This window comes from Rhodococcus sp. P4_C10 (assembly GCF_056402135.1).
In genome coordinates this window covers 1-15,786 of the sequence record NZ_JBFUHZ010000049.1, presented here as the reverse complement: position 1 = coordinate 15,786, position 15,786 = coordinate 1, and the positions used below count along the sequence as shown (strand labels likewise).

The following is a 15,786-nucleotide window of genomic DNA, read 5'->3' as shown; positions in this document are numbered from 1 at the left end:
CGGTGCGCCGGTGGTGACGACGGCGGTTACTTGTTCCAGTCGTCGTCGGCGTCGTCGGCGGCCTTGTTCCGCTGCGCGGCGATCTCGAGCGCACGGGCCGCGGTCTCACGGTCCGGATAGGGCCCCATCCGATCGAGTCCGCGGGCGTCCTTGCCCTGGCGAACGGAGCCGTCGGACACGCAGTAGTACCAGAGGTTCTCGTCGTCGCTCATGGCTCTCAGTGTGCCCGCCCGGAGCCTCTCAGGTCACGTGTATCGGTCCGCGAAAGACATTTCTGGGAGACCGCTTGTTGACGACTCACAAGCATGAGATTCTTACGCGCGGCCAACGCTCGCGTGGCGATTCAAGATCGCGCCCGGGACAACGATCTTCGTGGATCGACGTCGGACCGCATCACCACAGTATGAAACGGAGAAACGCCAGCATGTCCCCCATGTCCTACATCCTGTTCGACGCACTCGTCCCCCATCTCGGACCCGAGGCCGCCACCCACTGGGCGACGACGTTCGTGATCAACCCGGTCTGACCGAACCCGGCCTGGACGCGACAATGCCCCCACCCCACTTCGGGTGGGGGCATTGTCGTGTCCGGGACCGGCCGGATCCGCTCCACGAATTCTCAGCGTGTACTCAACCCCGACTGCCGATACTGAGGACAAGGATCGTCTCGACCATTGGAGGACCACCCGGTGTCTACCCTCAACGGACTGCCCGCGCACGTCCTGCTTGTTCACTCCATCGTGGTGCTCGCGCCGTTGACGGCCCTGCTGGTGATCCTGTGCAGCACCTGGCCCGCGGCGCGGCGGCGGCTGGTCTGGCCGACCCTGGTCCTCGCGGCCGGAATCACCGCACTGACCCCCCTGACGACCGAAGCCGGCGAGTGGCTCGAGCGGCACGTCGACCGGACCTCGGCGGTGCATCGACACACCGAACTCGGTGACACCATGATCTACTTCTCGGTCGCACTGCTGGCGGTGGCCCTCGTAATCACGGCGGTGCACATGCGCGAGCAACGCTCCGTCGCGCCGAGCCGGGTACTGACGGCCGTGGTCGTGGCAGTCGCGGTGATCGTGGGGGCCTCGACGATGGTGCAGGTCTACCGGATCGGGGAATCCGGGTCGCGGGCCGTGTGGGGCGACCAGGTCAGCTCCGCGCCCGCCGAATGAGACCGACCCCTGTGTCGCCCGTTCGGACATGCCTACTGTCGGGCCGCACCGGACACATGCGAATCGCTGCGTTCGTCGACCTAACCTGTACCGCCTGAGTCGGTGTCGCCGTCCGTGCCCTCCGGGCCGAGCCGACGAAGCTCGAGCAGAAACGTGGCGCACACCGTGCCGTAGACACCGAGCACTCCCAGCACGGCGACGACCGGGGCCAGGACGAAGAGAAGTTCCACAGGTACCTCCCACGGGCTGATGCTGGTCCGGGGGTGGCCGGTCGGTCCGGTCTGCCCACCGGAAGGTCACAACCCAACGGTAGGCAGGCCGACGCCGACACGGGGTAACGCCGACATGAACAGTCCTGTGAGCCGCGTCACCCACCCGGGCGCGGGCCGACCGGATTTGTCGGCGTGGCCAGCCGGGGCATCGGCTCGGTCAGCGGATCGGCCGGGCGACCCGGCCTCGGCCGACCGCCTGCGGTCGGCCCTGCCCCGGTGGCAATCGGCATCGTAATCGCTTCGCCACCAGGGATTTGCCGCAGGATCTCGGTGTCCTCGCCGACCTCCGCCGCGGGTGTCGAGCGGTCCACGGCCGCAAGATCCGGGATGTCCGCCGGCATCCGCTCGTCGTCGAGGATCGGCTCGCCCAGGCCGAGCTTCTCCTGGAAGCGCTTCATCCACGCCGGCGCCCACCAGCAGTCGTCGCCGAGCAGCTTCATGGTCGCCGGGACCAGGAACATCCGGATCAGGGTGGCGTCGATGATCAGCGCCGCGATCATGCCGTACGCGATGTACTTCATCATCACCAGTTCGGAGAACGCGAACACGCCGGTGACCACGATCAGGATCAACGCGGCCGCGGTGATGATCCGGCCGGTGTGCGCGGTGCCCACCCGCACCGACTCGGCGGTGCTCGCTCCCTGAGCCCGCGCCTCGACCACCCGGGACAGCAGGAACACCTCGTAGTCGGTGGACAGGCCGTAGACGATCGCCATGATCAGCACCAGCACCGGCGACATGATCGGGCCGGGAGAGAAGTTCATGAAACTGGCACCGTTGCCGTCGATGAAGATCCACGTCAGGATGCCGAGGGTGGCGCCGAGGCCGAGGGCGGTCATCAGCACGGCCTTGATCGGCAGCACCAGCGACCCGAACGCCAGGAACATCAGCAGCGTGGTCAGCAGCACCACCATCGTCACCATCAGCGGCAGATTGTCGAGCAGCGCCGCGATCGAGTCGTGCTCGATCGCGGGGGTGCCACCGACCAGCACGGTGACTCCGTCGGGGACGTCCATCGCCCGCAGGTAGCCGATCGTCGCATCGGAGTCGTTGCGGTCCACCAGGCCGGCCTTGAAGACCGTCACCCCGTCCTTGGTCGGGTTGTCGATCGTGAACTTCTCGACCAGCCCCGGCGCCGCGCTCGCCTCCTTGACGATCCGGGCGATCTCCGCACCCTGGGCCCCGTCGACCACCAGCTTGATCGGCTCGGAGCGGAAACTCGGGAACAGGTCGTCGAACTGCTCCTGGGCGACTCGGGTGGGATTGTCCGGGGGCAGGTAGGTCTCGTTGATCCCGCCCAGCTTGATGCCCGCGATCGGAAGGGTGAGCAGCAGCAGCCCGACCACGATCGGCACCACGACCTTGACCGGATGCTTCATCACCCACTGCGTCAGCCGACCCCAGATGTCGTTCTCGATCTCGTCGGCAGTCCTGGTCTTACGCATCGCCTTCAGGCCGAGCGCGTCCACCCGGCGGCCGAGGATCCCCAGGATCGCCGGCAGCACGGTGATCGAGACGAGTGCGGCCAGGACGACCGCGGCGATCGCGCCGTACGCCATGGACTTGAGGAAGCCCTGCGGGAAGATGAGCAGGCCACCGAGGCTGGCGACGATCATCGTCGCGGAGAAGACCACGGTCCTGCCGGCGGTCGTGACGGTCCGTCGCACGGCATCGGCGGTGCCGTAGCCCTCCGCGATCTCCTCCCTGAACCGACTCACCATGAACAGGCCGTAGTCGATCGCCAGGCCCAGACCGATCAGCGAGACCACGGACAGGACGAACCCGTTGACCTCGGTGAACTGGGCCAGCGCCTTGACCACGCCGTTGGCGGCGACGATCGTCAGGCCGCCGACGATCAGCGGCAGGGCGGCGGCCACGACGCCGCCGAAGATGAAGAACAGCAGCACCCCGACGGCCGGGATGGCCAGGATCTCCATCCGGTGCAGGTCGTCGGCCATCGTGTCGCTGATCGTGCCGGTCACCGGCTGCAGCCCGGTGAGCTGGGCATCGACGCCGGGTATCGCGAACTGGTCCCGGACCTTCTTGAAGTTGGCTGCGACCTCGGTGTCGTTGTCGCCCTTGACGGCCACGCCGGCGATGGCGTGTTGCTTGCTCGGGTCGGCCATCAGGGCGAGCCTGGTGGACCAGTAGCTGCCGTTGACCCGGAGAATCTCGTCGGGGTTGTTCGCGGCAAGGTCCTCGAGGCTCTGGGTGATCGTGGCGGCGAACGCCGGATCGTCGACCGTCTTGCCGTCGGGCGCGGTGTAGAGGATCACCACGTCGGCCTTGGTGTCGCGTCCGAAGGTGCCGTCGGCCAACTCCGCGGCGGCCACGGACTCCGAGCCCGGGTCGACCAATCCGCTTTGGCTCAGGTGCTTCTCGACTCCGAGGCCGTACGCCGCGAGGCCGAGCAACAGCGCAACCATCACCGCGATCACGGCGAACCGCAGCCGGTAGGCCAGCCTCCCCCAGGTAGCGAACACCTGCTGCACTCCCCCCTCGTGGTGCAGTTGCCCAGGTCGGACCCGGAGCCCGGCGTGCCTCGTCGAACATGCCGATGCCGTTGTCCCGCCGGGGCCCTCGACCAGCCGAGCGCTGCGCTGACCACCGTACGCAGGACTCCCACTCCCGAGGCCGGAGTGCGCTCTAAGAAGTTGCTAAGAACTTGCGCCGACCAGCGCGGTCGCCCGCCGGGTGAGCGCACCGCCGGGGCGATCGGGAAACCCGGGCCGCAAATGTTACCTGCCCGTTATCTCATGTTACGGCCGGCCGCGGATCCATGTCGTTCATGTAATACATTGCGCCGCAAGGTGATTAATGATCGAGATGCATCCCTCGGTGGGATACAAATGCGGCAGGCGACCGAAGGCGGCGCCACAGCGAAGCAACGCTTCACGGCCGACAAGGAGTAGATCATGGGTTCCTCAGGAGAACAGCTCGGCCAGATAGCGGCAGGCGCAACCCTGCTGTCCGCAGTCGTCGCACTCGTCGCGGGCGTGGCGGGCGTCGCGGCCCTGTCTTCATAACAGCAATCACCCCACGGCCATCTCGGGCCCGCAGCTGAAGTCGGCTGCGGGCCCGAGGTGGGTCCGGCCGTCCGCCTGACGCAAACGCCGGCAGCGGGCGGTTACCTTGACTAGGTTCAGAATCGGATGGCGCCAGCGTCGGGCACGACGAGAGAACACGGGGCTGGTCGCGCGCAAGTAGCCACCTTCGATGCCGTGCAGATTTCTCGACAAGGAACGCCGTGACCCGTACACCCCCGGATGCCGAGAGCGCCCCGCCCCTCGCCGTGTTCTCTCACCAGAACGAGGCCTGGCTGCCCAGCGTGCTCGCGCGCGGCCCGTGGGATGCGCGGGCGCAGCACGGCGGCGCGCCCAGTGCCCTGTTCGCGCACCTGGCCGAGGCCGCCCTGCCCGAACCCGGCTGGCGACTCGCCCGCCTGAGCATCGAACTGGTCAAGCCAGTGCCGGTGGCCCCGCTGACGGTGCGCCAGGAGACCTGGCCGGGACGCTCCACCACGCGGATGACCATCGACCTTTATGCGGACGATGCACTGGTGGCTCGTGCACACGCACTCCTCGTGCGGGGCAAACCACTGACGCTGCCTCCGGGGTTGCCCGGCTGGTCGCCAGCCGAGTTGCTGCCTCCACCCGCCGACTGCCGGGAGCGGCTTCGAATTCCCGGCATGCCCGGCGGGACCTCGTTCTACGAGTCCGCGATGGAGATCCTCGTGGCACAGGGCGGACCGGCAAGCCCGGGTCCGGCCGCCGCCTGGTTCCGCCTGACTGTCCCGCTGGTGCAGGACCAGCCCACCTCGCCCGCCATGCGTGCGGCGGCCGCCGCCGACTTCGGCAACGGGCTGAGCTGGGTTCTGCCGCTCGACCGTTACCTCTTTGCAAACGCCGACCTCAGCCTGCACCTGCACCGCCAACCCGAGGGCGAGTGGATCGGTCTGATGTCGGAAACCCAGGCCGACGGCGGCGGAGCGGGCACCACGCTGTCGCGCCTGTACGACGTCCGCGGGCCGATCGGCGTGGCCACCCAGACCCTGGTGGTACGCGAACGGGCGACGCCTCCGCCGCCTCCCATCGCACAGGGTTCGGCAGGATCTGCCCCGGATTTCGGGGCCGATCCTGCCGAGAAAGCGGCGCCCTGAAGTAGGGCCGAAGAATGGGGCGGACGAGTCGGCCTGTAAGCCGGATCCTGTTCCCGACGCCGAGGCGTCGGGCGACGACCATCCATCTGGGCACACCGTTGCCGGGTACCTCGAGCGGTCCACCCGCAGGCTCGGGCGAGCAGCCCTCGAACACCTGCGCAGCCGCACCCCGAGGGGTGCGGCCTTTGACCTTGCTCCGGGCGGGGTTTACCTAGCCACCCCAGTCACCTGGGGTGCTGGTGCGCTCTTACCGCACCGTTTCACCCTTACCGACGCTTGCGCGCCGGCGGTCTGTTCTCTGTGGCACTGTCCCGCGGGTCACCCCGGGTTGCCGTTAGCAACCGCCCTGCTCTGTGGAGTCCGGACTTTCCTCGGCGGTGGGCCTGCGCGCAGATGCGCACGGTTCCCCTCGCCGCGGTCGCCCGGCCAACTCGTCCGCCGGTACAGACTACTGGGTTCTCGGCACCCCTCTGCACATTCGAACACTTGTGCCATTCCGGCGACGGCGCTACTGTCGGCCCATGGCACGATTCATAGCGTTGCTCCGGGGCGTCAACGTCGGCGGCATCAACATCAAGATGGCCGACCTGAAGGCCGCGGTCGAGGCACTGGGGCTGACGAACGTCAAGACGGTGCTGGCGTCCGGGAACGTCCTGTTCGACAGCGAGCGAACCGATCTGGCGGCGCTGAAGGCAGAGATCGAGACCGGCCTGCGCAACCGGTTCGGCTACGAGGCGTGGATCGTGCTGCTGGATCAGCCGACCCTCGCCCGGATCGTCGAGGACTTCCCGTTCGAGGCCGACCGCGAGGGCTGGCACCCCTACGTCCTGCTGTCCTCCGACCCCGCGTCGCTGCGGGACCTGCTCGCCTCGGCCGACGGCCTCGACACCGCCGACGAGGGCATCCAGATGGGCGACGGGGTGCTCTACTGGCACGTCGAACGCGGCCGGACACTGGACAGCCCGTTCGGGAAGCTCACCGGCAAGGCGAAGTACAAGTCGACCACCACCAACCGGAACCTGCGGACACTGCGCAAACTGCTCTGACCGAGGCGCCGACCGACCACATCCGGACACCCACCGGGACGGTCGACGTGGTGGCTGCCCCCGGACGCGACGCGGGGCCGGACCGAGGTAACCGGTCCGGCCCCGCGTGGGCGTGCGCGTCGGGTCAGACGAGGGCGGGCACCTTCTCCGCCGCGTCCTTGCCGTCGGCGTTCTTGCCGTCGGCATTCTCACCGGCTGCGTCCGTGCCGTCGTTCTCGGCCGTGACCTCCGCCGCGGCCCGCTGCTCGAGCAGGTCCTCGTCGGCGAACGGGTCGCCGTTGCGGGGCGCGTTGTAGAGCTCCTCGTCGAGGATCCCCTCCCGCTTGGCGACGATGGTCGGGACCAGCGCCTGCCCGGTGACGTTGAGCGCGGTGCGGCCCATGTCGACGATCGGCTCGACGGCCAGCAACAACCCGACACCCGCGAGCGGCAGACCCAGGGTGGACAGGGTCAGCGTGAGCATCACGGTGGCACCGGTGGTGCCCGCGGTGGCGGCCGAACCGATCACCGAGACCACGACGATCAGCAGGTAGTCCGTCAGGCTCAGGTCGATGCCGTAGAACTGGGCCACGAAGATCGCGGCGATGGCCGGGTAGATCGCGGCGCAGCCGTCCATCTTGGTGGTCGCGCCGAGCGGCACCGCGAAGGACGCGTACTCACGCGGCACGCCCAGGTTGCGTTCGGTGACGCGCTCCGTCAGCGGCAGGGTGCCGATCGACGAACGCGACACGAAGCCCAGCTGGGTGGCGGGCCACACGCCGGAGAAGAAGCGGCGGACCGAGAGCCCGTGCACGCGAATGAGAACCGGGTACACGACGAAGAACACCAGAGCCAGGCCGATGTAGATGGCGACCGTGAACACGCCGAGCTGACCGATCGCATCCCAGCCGTACGTGGCGACGGCCTTGGCGATCAGCGCCGCCGTGCCGATCGGGGCGAGGCGGATGATCCACCACAGCACCTTCTGCACGATGGCGAGCAACGAGGCGTTGAGCTCGAGGAACGGCTCCGCCTTCTCCCCGACCTTCAGCGCGGCCACACCGACCGCGACGGCGATGACCAGCAGCTGCAGCACGTTGAAGCTGAGCGAGGTGGTCGCGGTGACGCCGCTGATCGAACCGTCCGCGGCGACCTGTCCGCCGGTCGCCGTCGTCTTCGCGCCGAGGGCGAGGAAGTTCTGCGGGACCAGCCCGGTGAGGAAGGCCCACCACGAACCGGAGCCCTTCGGCACAGCGGCGTCGTCGGGGTTGACCGTGGTGTTCGAGCCCGGGTGGGTGATCAACCCGACCGCGATCCCGATGATCACCGCGATCAGCGCGGTGATCGCGAACCACAGCAGCGTCTGCACGGCGAGGCGGGCGGCGTTCGCGACCTGACGCAGGTTGGCGATGGAGCTGACGATGGCGGTGAAGATCAGCGGGATCACCGCGACCGTCAGCAGTGCGACGTAGCTGGAGCCGATCGTGGTGACCGTGCCGGTCAGCCAGTTCGCGCTGCCGTCGTCGGCCTTGGGCATCGAGCGGGCCAGCAGGCCGATCAGGACGCCGGCGAGCAGGCCGGCGACGATCTGCGGGCCGAAGGCGGTGGCCCAGCTGGGCAGGCGGCGGGGGCGGGCGGCGGCTGGCTGGGCACCGGGGGCGCGGGTGGGGGCCGACATTCGACGGGCCTTTCGTCAAGGATGCGCAGCGCCGTACCAACCGGCCACAGGGGCACGGCGGTCAGGGGCGCGCAGGAAGAGCGTGCGGAGGGTGAATGCAACTCGCGGCCGCAACAGCAGTCCCGGGACGTGTTCGTCAACCAGGGATCGGGGCAGGGCCAGGCGTCAGCGCGGACAGACAGCGCTCTGCTGCAGACAGTTGTCGACGTACCGTCGACTGGTCAGCAGTGAGTTCACGCGGGCAATGTTACCTCAGCTAAAAACCTGCGAGGCACCGGTGCGGGTCCGACGGCCCGAGGGCCCGCACCGGTGGCGGCCGGCTAGAGGTGCGAGGTGTCGTTGACGAGGCGCACCGAGGCGCCGCCGTCGGGGTAGAACTCGGCGACGGACAGCGACGCGAGGTCCAGGTGCAGCCGGTAGAGCAGCGACGGCCCGACGTCCAGCGCCAGCTGCAGCAGCGTCTTGATCGGGGTGACGTGCGAGACGACCAGCACGTTCGCCCCGGGGTACTCGGCGAGCAGGTCGTCGCGCGCCGCGGTGACCCGGGTGCGGACCTCCTCGAAGCTCTCCCCGCCGGGCGGGTGGACCGAGGTGTCGCCCAGCCAGGCCCGGTGCAGTTCCGGGTCCCGCTTCGACGCCTCCGAGAAGGTCAGTCCCTCCCACTCGCCGAAGTCGGCCTCGATCAGCCCGTCGTGCACCTGCACGGGCAGGGAGAGTGCGGCGGCCACGGCCTCCGCGGTCTGCCGGGTGCGACCCAGCGGGGACGACACCACGGCCGTGATGCCGCCGCGGGCGGCGAGGCGGGCGGCGGCGGCGTCCGCCTGCGCCTGTCCGACCTCGGACAGCGCCGGGTTGCCGCGGCCGGAGTAGCGCCGCTCCACCGACAGCGGGGTCTGCCCGTGCCGCAGCAGCAGCAGCCGGGTCGGCTTGCCGATGGCGCCGGTCCAGCCCGGTGCGGTCGGGGCCTTGGTGGCCGCCGCCCCGCCCGCCGGCGCCGAGACGACCTGGGTCGCGGGCGCCGGGGACTGGCCGGCGTTGCCGTCCATCGCCTCGTTCGCGAGCCGGTCGGCGTGCGAGTTCTCCGCCCGTGGGATCCAGGTGTACCGGACGGAGTCGAACTGCTCGGCCAGCTCGCCGGCCCGCCGCGCGAGCGGAATCATGTCCGGGTGCTTGACCTTCCAGCGCCCGGACATCTGCTCGACCACCAGCTTGGAGTCCATCCGGACGTCCACCTTGCGCGCGCCGACCTCGGCGGCCGCGGTGAGTCCGGCGATCAGGCCCCGGTACTCGGCGACGTTGTTGGTCGCGAAGCCGATGGCCTCGTTGCGTTCGGCGAGCACCCGGCGGCTGTCACCGTCGAACACCACGGCGCCGTAGCCGGCCGTGCCCGGGTTGCCGCGCGAGCCGCCGTCGGCCTCGACGACGACGCGGTCCGGAGCGGAGCCCGCGGAGCGAGCCCCTTGTCCAGCCGAACTCACAGACCGGATTCCTTGGTGCGCACCATGATCGCGCTGCACTCGGGGCAACGGACGACGACCTGCGGGTCCGTGGCGGCGATCCGGGCGATCTCGCCGCGGTCGATCTCGATGCGGCACGCGCCGCAGCGGCGGGCCTGCAGCAGTGCGGCGCCGACGCCGCCGGTGCCGCGCTGGCGCTCGTACACCGCCAGCAGCTCCTCGGGGAACTCGTTGACCAGGGCGGCCCGCTCCCCCAGGTGGCGCTGTTCGACGCTGTCGAGGTCCGCGAGCGCGTCGTCGCGGCGGCGGGTCGCGTCGATCATCGCGTCCTCGATCTGGCTGAGCTGTCCGCCGGCGTGCTCGTAGTCGGCCTGGGTCGCCTCGCGACGCTCCATCACCTCGAGCAGCTCGTCCTCGAGGACGCCCTGACGGCGTTCGAGGCTGCCGAGCTCGTGCTGCAGTTCCGAGAGCTGTTTGGCGGCGATGGTGCCGCTCTGCAGCATGGTGCGGTCACGGTCGCCGCGCTGACGGACCGCGTCGACCTCGCCCTCGAGCTTCTTGATGTCCCGGTCCAGGTCGTCGAGGACGATCTGCACCGCAACCGCGGCGTCCCTGCGCTGCACGCGGTCGGACTCGAGGCGCTGCACCTCTTCTGCCTCGGGCAGCGTCTTGCGCCGGTGCGCGACCCGCGTCAGCTCGGTGTCCAATGCGGCGAGGGCGAGCAACTTTGCCTGAATCCGGGGTTCGACGTTCACGCGTGCGGGCTCCTGCTGTGGTGCGGATGTACGGGGGGGTGTCGCTAACCGTACCGCCCGCCGACCGGTGCCCAGTACCGCCGCGTCGGACCGGTCAGTGGCAGCCGACCGTCCACGGGTCGGTGCGCGTGGTGGACACCGCCGCCGACCACTCCGGCGTGCCCGCGAACCGGGCGTCGAGCACCGCGGCGGCCTGCGCGCACCAGGGCTGTTCGCTCGCCCAGTGCGCCACGTCCACCAGCGCCGGGCCGCCCCCGCGCAGGTGTTCGTCGGCGGGGTGGTGACGCAGGTCCGCGGTGACGTAGGCGTCGACCCCGAGCGACCTGGCGGCGCCGAGCATCGAGTCTCCGGAGCCGCCGCAGACCGCGACGGTGCGGATCGGGGCGTCGGGGTCGCCGGCCGCCCGCACCCCCCACTCGGTGACGGGCAACGCCCGGTGCACCCGCTCGGCGAACTCGCGCAGCGTCTCGGGCTCGGGCAGCTCGCCCACCCGCCCGATGCCCAGCGAGGACCCCAGGTCGGCGAGCTCGAACACGTCGAATGCCGGCTCCTCGTAGGGGTGGGCGGCCCGCAACGCCGCCAGCACCCGGCCGCGCAGCGACCGCCGGGCCACCACCTCGACGCGGTCCTCCGCGACGTGTTCGAGGCGGCCGGCCTCGCCGAGCGTGGGGTTGGCGGCAGCGGACGGCAGGAACTGCCCGGTCCCGGCGACGGTCCAGCTGCAGTTCCGGTACTCCCCGATCTCGCCGGCGCCGGCCACGAACAGCGCGTCGCACACCGCCTCGGTGTCGGCCGCGGGCACCATCACCACCCACTTGTCCAGCCGCTCGGACGGCGCCGGCTGCAGCGGGCCCGTCACCGTCAGGCCGAGCGCCGCGGCCAGCGCGTCGGAGACGCCGGGGTCGGCCCGGTCCGCGTTGGTGTGCGCGGTGTACAGCGCGCAGCCGGACCGGATCAGCCGGTGCAGCAGCGCCCCCTTGGGGGTGTGCGCGCCGACGGTGTCCACCCCGCGCAGCAGCAGCGGGTGGTGCACCAGCAGCAGCTGCGCGCCCCCGGCGATCGCCTCGTCCACCACCGCCGCGGTCGCGTCGACCGCGATCAGCACCCGCGTCACCTCGTCGGCGGGGTCCCCGCACACCAGGCCCACCGAGTCCCAGGACTCCGCCAGCGCCGGCGGGTAGGCCGCCTCGAGCACCGAGATCACCTCGGACAGAAGCACACTCATGCCAGAACCCCGTTCCTCTCGAGAAACACCGTCATCCCAGTACCTCCGCGAGCGCCGCCACCAGCCGCCGCGCCTGCGGGGCCGCGCGGACCGCGACGCGCAGGTGGTCCGGGCCCAGCCCGGGGAAGGTCTCGCCGCGCCGGACCGCGACGCCCCGCTCCCGCAGACCCTGCCGGACCCGCTCGCCGTCCGGGACGTGCAGCAGCAGGAACGGCCCGCGGGCCGGTTCGTGCACCGAGATGCCCGCCCCCGCGAGCAGCGCCACCATCTCGGCGCGTTCGGCGTCGATCACGTCGGCCTCGCGCTGCGCCCACGCCACCGCCGCGGGCTCGCAGCAGGCCCGGATCGCCTCGACCTGCAGGCTGCCCAGCGGCCAGTGCGCGCGTCCGACCTGCAGCCGAGCCAGCAACTCCGGCGGGCCGAGGAGGTAGCCGCAGCGCAGCCCGGCCAGCGCGAAGGTCTTGGTGAGGCTGCGCAGCACCAGCACGTCCGGCAGCGACATTCCCGCCAGCGACTCCGATTCGCCGGGCACCGCGTCGCCGAACGCCTCGTCCACCACCAGGATCCGGCCGGGCCGGCGCAGCGCCAGCACGTCCGTGGCCGGGTGCAGCACCGAGGTCGGGTTGGTGGGGTTGCCCAGGACCACCAGGTCGGCGTCCGCCGGGACCGCGGCGTCGGCCAGCCGGTACGGCGGGGTGAGCCGCACCTGCGTCGTCGGCACCCCGGCCTGGCGCAGCGCCCACTCCGGCTCGGTGAACGAGGGGTGCAGCACCGCCGCCAGCGAGGGCGTCAGCCGCGGCAGCATCGCGAAGCCCTCGGCGCCGCCGGAGAGCAGCAGCACCTCCTCGCGACGGCGGCCGTGCCGGGCCGCGACCTGGTCCCGGGCCGCGTCGTCATCGGCGGCGGACGGGTACCGGCCGAGGGTCGTCAGGGCCGCCGCCAGTCGGTCGCGCAGCCACTGCGGCGGGCCGTCGCCGCGGACGTTCACGGCGAAGTCGAGCAGTCCGGGCTCGGCGTCGACGTCGCCGTGATGGCGCAGGTCGGTCAGGTCGGCGGGGCGGGTGTGCACGAGGTGAGCTTATGGCGGCGGCCGGCCGCGTCCGGCTGCCGGGCAGGATGGAGGGGTGAGCACCAGCCCTTCCACCGCCGCGGTGACCCTGTTCGACCTCGACGGCACCCTGACCGACTCCGCACCCGGCATCGTCGCCGGCTTCCGGCACGCGCTGGCCGTGGTCGGCGCCGAGGCACCCGACGGCGACCTGGAGGAACTGATCGTCGGCCCGCCGATGGCGGACACGCTGCGCACCCTCGGCCTGGACGAGCCGGCCGTGGCGACCGCCCTGGCCGCGTACTTCGCCCGGTACGACGAGATCGGCTGGGCCGAGAACGCGGTGTTCGACGGCATCGGGGACCTGCTCGACGCGGCCGGTCGAGACGGCACGCGCCTGGCCGTCGCCACCTCGAAGTCGGAGCGGTTCGCCCGCCGGATCCTCGAGCACTTCGGGCTCGCGCACCACTTCGAGGTGATCGCCGGGGCCAGCGCCGACGGCACCCGGCGCGCCAAGGTCGACGTGATCGAGCACGCGCTGCGCGGGCTCGGCCTCGCTCCCACGGCCGCCGCCGMCGGCGGGACGGCCGGGGTGGTGATGGTCGGCGACCGCGAGCACGACGTGCACGGCGCCGCGCACTGGGGCATCCCCACCGTCTTCGTGGGCTGGGGATACGGTTCCGCCGAGGAGGCCGCCGACGCCCGCTGGAGCGCGGCCACCGTCGCGCAACTCGGAAGGATTCTCGATGTCACGCCCTGACTCCGCCCGGCTGCACATCACCTTCGTCTGTACCGGAAACATCTGCCGGTCACCGATGGCCGAGAAGATCCTGCTCGGCCGCCTCGCCGCGGAGGGCCTCGACGCACGGGTCCGGGTGACGAGCGCCGGCACCGAGGACTGGCACGTCGGCAAGGAGGCCGACGAGCGCACCAACCGGGTGCTGGTCGGCCACGGCTACCCGACGGGACACAGCGCCGCGCACCTCGGCGCGGACCACCTGGGCGCCGACCTGGTGGTCGCGCTGGACACCGGACACGACCGCGCGCTGGCCCAGCTCGGCGTGCCCACCGAGCGCCGTCGTCTGCTGCGCAGCTTCGACCCGGACGCGGACGGCGACTCCGTGCCCGACCCGTACTACGGCGACTTCACGGGCTTCGAACTGGTGCGTGAACAGATCGAGGCCGCCCTGCCCGGCCTGCTGGACTGGGTGCGCGCCCAGCCCTGACCGCGACACCGGCCGGTCGGGCCGCGGCCGTCAACGGCTACCGTGGAGACGTGCAAAGGTTGAAGTTTCTGCTGCGTCCGGGCTGGTTGGTACTGGCAGTGATCGTCGCCGGCTTCGCCTACATGTGCTTCACCGTGCTCGCGCCGTGGCAGCTGGGGAAGAACACCAGCACCGAGCACCGCAACCAGCTGATCGAGCAGTCGGTGTCCGCGGACCCGGTGCCCGTCGAGTCGATCCTGCCGACGGCCGGCCCCCTCGCCGACGACGACGAGTGGCGTCAGGTCACCGCGAGCGGCAGGTACGTGCCCGACACCGACGTGCTGATCCGGCTGCGGTCGGTCGAGGCGGCCCCGGCCTACGAGGTGCTCACCGCCTTCGAGCTGACCGACGGCCGCGTCGTGCTGGTCAACCGCGGCTACGAGCGACCGATCGAGGGCACCCGCGCGCCGCAGATCGAGCCCGCCCCGACCGGACCGGTCACCATCACCGCCCGCACCCGCCAGTCCGAGGGCACCGTGCCCGGCAAGGACCCGCTCGTCGAGGACGGCCTGCGTCAGGTCTACTTCATCGACGCGCCGCAGATCGGTGCGACGCTGGGCCTGGCCCCGGCGGACCTGTACCTCCAGCTGGCCGGCGACCAGCCCGGCTCGCTGAACCCGATCCCGCTGCCGCAGCTCGACGCCGGGCCGTACCTCTCGTACGGGCTGCAGTGGCTGGCGTTCGGCATCATGGCCCCGCTCGGCCTGCTCTACTTCGCGCGCGCCGAGATCAAGGAACGCCGACGGTCCAAGGCGCGATCGGCCGCCGGGACCGGCGAGCCCGCCGAGGCACCTGCCGTTCCCACTGTTCCCGAGGCAACCGACGCACCGGCCGCCCCCGCGGCGACGGTCACCGACGACGCCGCGGCCCCCGACGACTTCGTGCTGCCGCGCCGTCGGTTCGGCCGGTCACAGCCCGCCGAGCCGACGACGCTGACCGCGACGGAAGCGAAGCTCGCCGACCGCTACGGCAAGAGCCGCTGAGCCGAGGGCGGCGCCCAGTTGCACCGCCGCGGACAGCCGCGCGACCCGGCGCACGTCGGCGATCGCCGGGGCCGGTCCGTCGCCGAGCGTCGGGCGCTGCTCGACGCCGTGCGGGTATTCGGTGCGCCCGCCGAGGCGCACCCCCAGGGCCCCGGCCATCGACGCCTCCGCGACGCCGGCGTTGGGGCTCGGGTGTGAGCGCGCGTCGCGTCGCCAGGCCCGCACCGCGTCCGACGGCGCCCCGCCGACCACCGGCGCGGCCAGCACCGCCAGCACCCCGGTGACCCGGGCCGGCGGCAGGTTCACCACGTCGTCGAGCCGGGCCGCGGCCCAGCCGAACCGCAGGTAGCGCGGCGAGCGGTACCCGATCATCGCGTCGAGGGTGTTGACGGCGCGGTACCCGAGCACGCCGGGAACGCCCGCGACGGCCGCCCACCAGAGCGGGCCGACGGTGGCGTCGGAGGTGTTCTCCGCCACGGACTCGACCGTTGCCCGGGTGACCCCGGCCGCGTCGAGGGAGTCGGGGTCGCGCCCGCACAGCGACGGCACCAGCAGGCGGGCGGCGCCGAGGTCGCCGTCCTCGAGCCGGGTCGCCATGTCGGCGCCCACCCGGGTCAGCGAGGTCCCGCCCAGCGCGGTCCAGGTGGCGGCGGCCGTCACCGCGGTCTCCCCCAGCCAGCCGAGCCGACCGGCCGCCCGCGCGGACACCGCCCCCGCCGCGACCACGGCGCCGGCCAGCACCGCGGTGTGCGCG

The 15,786-nt window shown here is 71.4% G+C and carries 15 protein-coding genes and 1 other RNA gene; 6 read left to right on the top strand and 10 right to left on the bottom strand.

Translation table 11 applies throughout. The features are described from left to right. Positions 1–26 precede the first annotated feature (26 nt). The gene (locus AC1DWC_RS22920) at positions 27–212 is read right to left on the bottom strand and encodes a hypothetical protein (RefSeq protein ID WP_477842297.1); all 186 of its coding nucleotides are present in this window, start codon (positions 210–212) and stop codon (positions 27–29) included. Between the two features lie 476 nt (positions 213–688). Between AC1DWC_RS22920 and AC1DWC_RS22915 the strand changes: the two genes are divergently transcribed. Then, positions 689–1,165 carry a DUF2231 domain-containing protein gene (locus AC1DWC_RS22915; protein ID WP_477911737.1) on the top strand — a complete coding sequence of 159 codons (477 nt, stop codon included), beginning with the start codon at positions 689–691 and terminating at the stop codon, positions 1,163–1,165. A gap of 80 nt (positions 1,166–1,245) precedes the next feature. On the opposite strand, the gene AC1DWC_RS22910 is transcribed toward AC1DWC_RS22915, so the two are convergent. Both AC1DWC_RS22910 and AC1DWC_RS22905 read right to left on the bottom strand, forming a co-directional pair. Beyond that, positions 1,246–1,395, bottom strand: a complete 150-nt coding sequence (locus tag AC1DWC_RS22910) for a hypothetical protein (RefSeq protein WP_477911735.1) — start codon at positions 1,393–1,395, stop codon at positions 1,246–1,248. 137 nt (positions 1,396–1,532) lie between these two features. Next, positions 1,533–3,920 (bottom strand): MMPL family transporter, encoded by a 2,388-nt coding sequence (locus AC1DWC_RS22905; protein ID WP_477911733.1) that lies wholly within the window; start codon positions 3,918–3,920, stop codon positions 1,533–1,535. A 764-nt stretch (positions 3,921–4,684) separates the two neighbouring features. Here AC1DWC_RS22905 and AC1DWC_RS22900 point away from each other — a divergent pair. Beyond that, positions 4,685–5,596 (top strand): thioesterase family protein, encoded by a 912-nt coding sequence (locus AC1DWC_RS22900; protein WP_477911731.1) that lies wholly within the window; start codon positions 4,685–4,687, stop codon positions 5,594–5,596. Between the two features lie 20 nt (positions 5,597–5,616). Here the strand turns inward: AC1DWC_RS22900 and rnpB are convergent. Further along, positions 5,617–6,030: RNase P RNA component class A (gene rnpB / locus AC1DWC_RS22895), an RNA gene on the bottom strand. Between the two features lie 87 nt (positions 6,031–6,117). On the opposite strand from rnpB, the gene AC1DWC_RS22890 reads away from it, so the two are divergent. Then, complete coding sequence (locus AC1DWC_RS22890; RefSeq protein ID WP_477911729.1) at positions 6,118–6,642, top strand: DUF1697 domain-containing protein; 525 nt, start codon at positions 6,118–6,120, stop codon at positions 6,640–6,642. 124 nt (positions 6,643–6,766) lie between these two features. Here AC1DWC_RS22890 and AC1DWC_RS22885 read toward each other — a convergent pair whose 3' ends face one another. The 5 genes from AC1DWC_RS22885 to cobC all read right to left on the bottom strand — a co-directional run bounded on the left by AC1DWC_RS22885 (position 6,767) and on the right by cobC (position 12,805). After that, entirely contained in the window at positions 6,767–8,299 is a 1,533-nt protein-coding gene (locus AC1DWC_RS22885) for a dicarboxylate/amino acid:cation symporter (protein WP_477911727.1), read from the bottom strand. A 320-nt stretch (positions 8,300–8,619) separates the two neighbouring features. Beyond that, on the bottom strand, positions 8,620–9,777 hold the full coding sequence (locus tag AC1DWC_RS22880) for a bifunctional RNase H/acid phosphatase (RefSeq protein ID WP_477911725.1): 1,158 nt from the start codon (positions 9,775–9,777) through the stop codon (positions 8,620–8,622). Beyond that, entirely contained in the window at positions 9,774–10,511 is a 738-nt protein-coding gene (locus AC1DWC_RS22875) for a zinc ribbon domain-containing protein (RefSeq protein WP_477911723.1), read from the bottom strand. Before AC1DWC_RS22875 ends, AC1DWC_RS22880 begins: the two co-directional genes overlap by 4 nt. 94 nt (positions 10,512–10,605) lie before the next feature. Beyond that, the gene (locus AC1DWC_RS22870) at positions 10,606–11,736 is read right to left on the bottom strand and encodes a Nif3-like dinuclear metal center hexameric protein (RefSeq protein ID WP_477911721.1); all 1,131 of its coding nucleotides are present in this window, start codon (positions 11,734–11,736) and stop codon (positions 10,606–10,608) included. 31 nt (positions 11,737–11,767) lie between these two features. Further along, on the bottom strand, positions 11,768–12,805 hold the full coding sequence (gene cobC / locus AC1DWC_RS22865; protein ID WP_477911719.1) for an Rv2231c family pyridoxal phosphate-dependent protein CobC: 1,038 nt from the start codon (positions 12,803–12,805) through the stop codon (positions 11,768–11,770). Between the two features lie 55 nt (positions 12,806–12,860). On the opposite strand from cobC, the gene AC1DWC_RS22860 reads away from it, so the two are divergent. From AC1DWC_RS22860 to AC1DWC_RS22850, 3 genes are read left to right on the top strand one after another with little or no spacing between them, the layout of a single operon-like run. Continuing rightward, positions 12,861–13,544, top strand: a complete 684-nt coding sequence (locus tag AC1DWC_RS22860; protein ID WP_477911717.1) for an HAD hydrolase-like protein — start codon at positions 12,861–12,863, stop codon at positions 13,542–13,544. Further along, positions 13,531–14,010, top strand: coding sequence for a low molecular weight protein-tyrosine-phosphatase (locus AC1DWC_RS22855; RefSeq protein ID WP_477911715.1), 480 nt, complete (start codon positions 13,531–13,533; stop codon positions 14,008–14,010). Before AC1DWC_RS22860 ends, AC1DWC_RS22855 begins: the two co-directional genes overlap by 14 nt. Positions 14,011–14,060: 50 nt before the next feature. Then, complete coding sequence (locus AC1DWC_RS22850) at positions 14,061–15,032, top strand: SURF1 family cytochrome oxidase biogenesis protein (protein ID WP_477911713.1); 972 nt, start codon at positions 14,061–14,063, stop codon at positions 15,030–15,032. Here the strand turns inward: AC1DWC_RS22850 and AC1DWC_RS22845 are convergent. Then, positions 14,958–15,786: cobalamin biosynthesis protein (locus tag AC1DWC_RS22845; RefSeq protein WP_477911711.1), on the bottom strand; the 829-nt coding region annotated here is incomplete at its 5' end. The two genes, AC1DWC_RS22850 and AC1DWC_RS22845, sit on opposite strands and share 75 nt — an antisense overlap.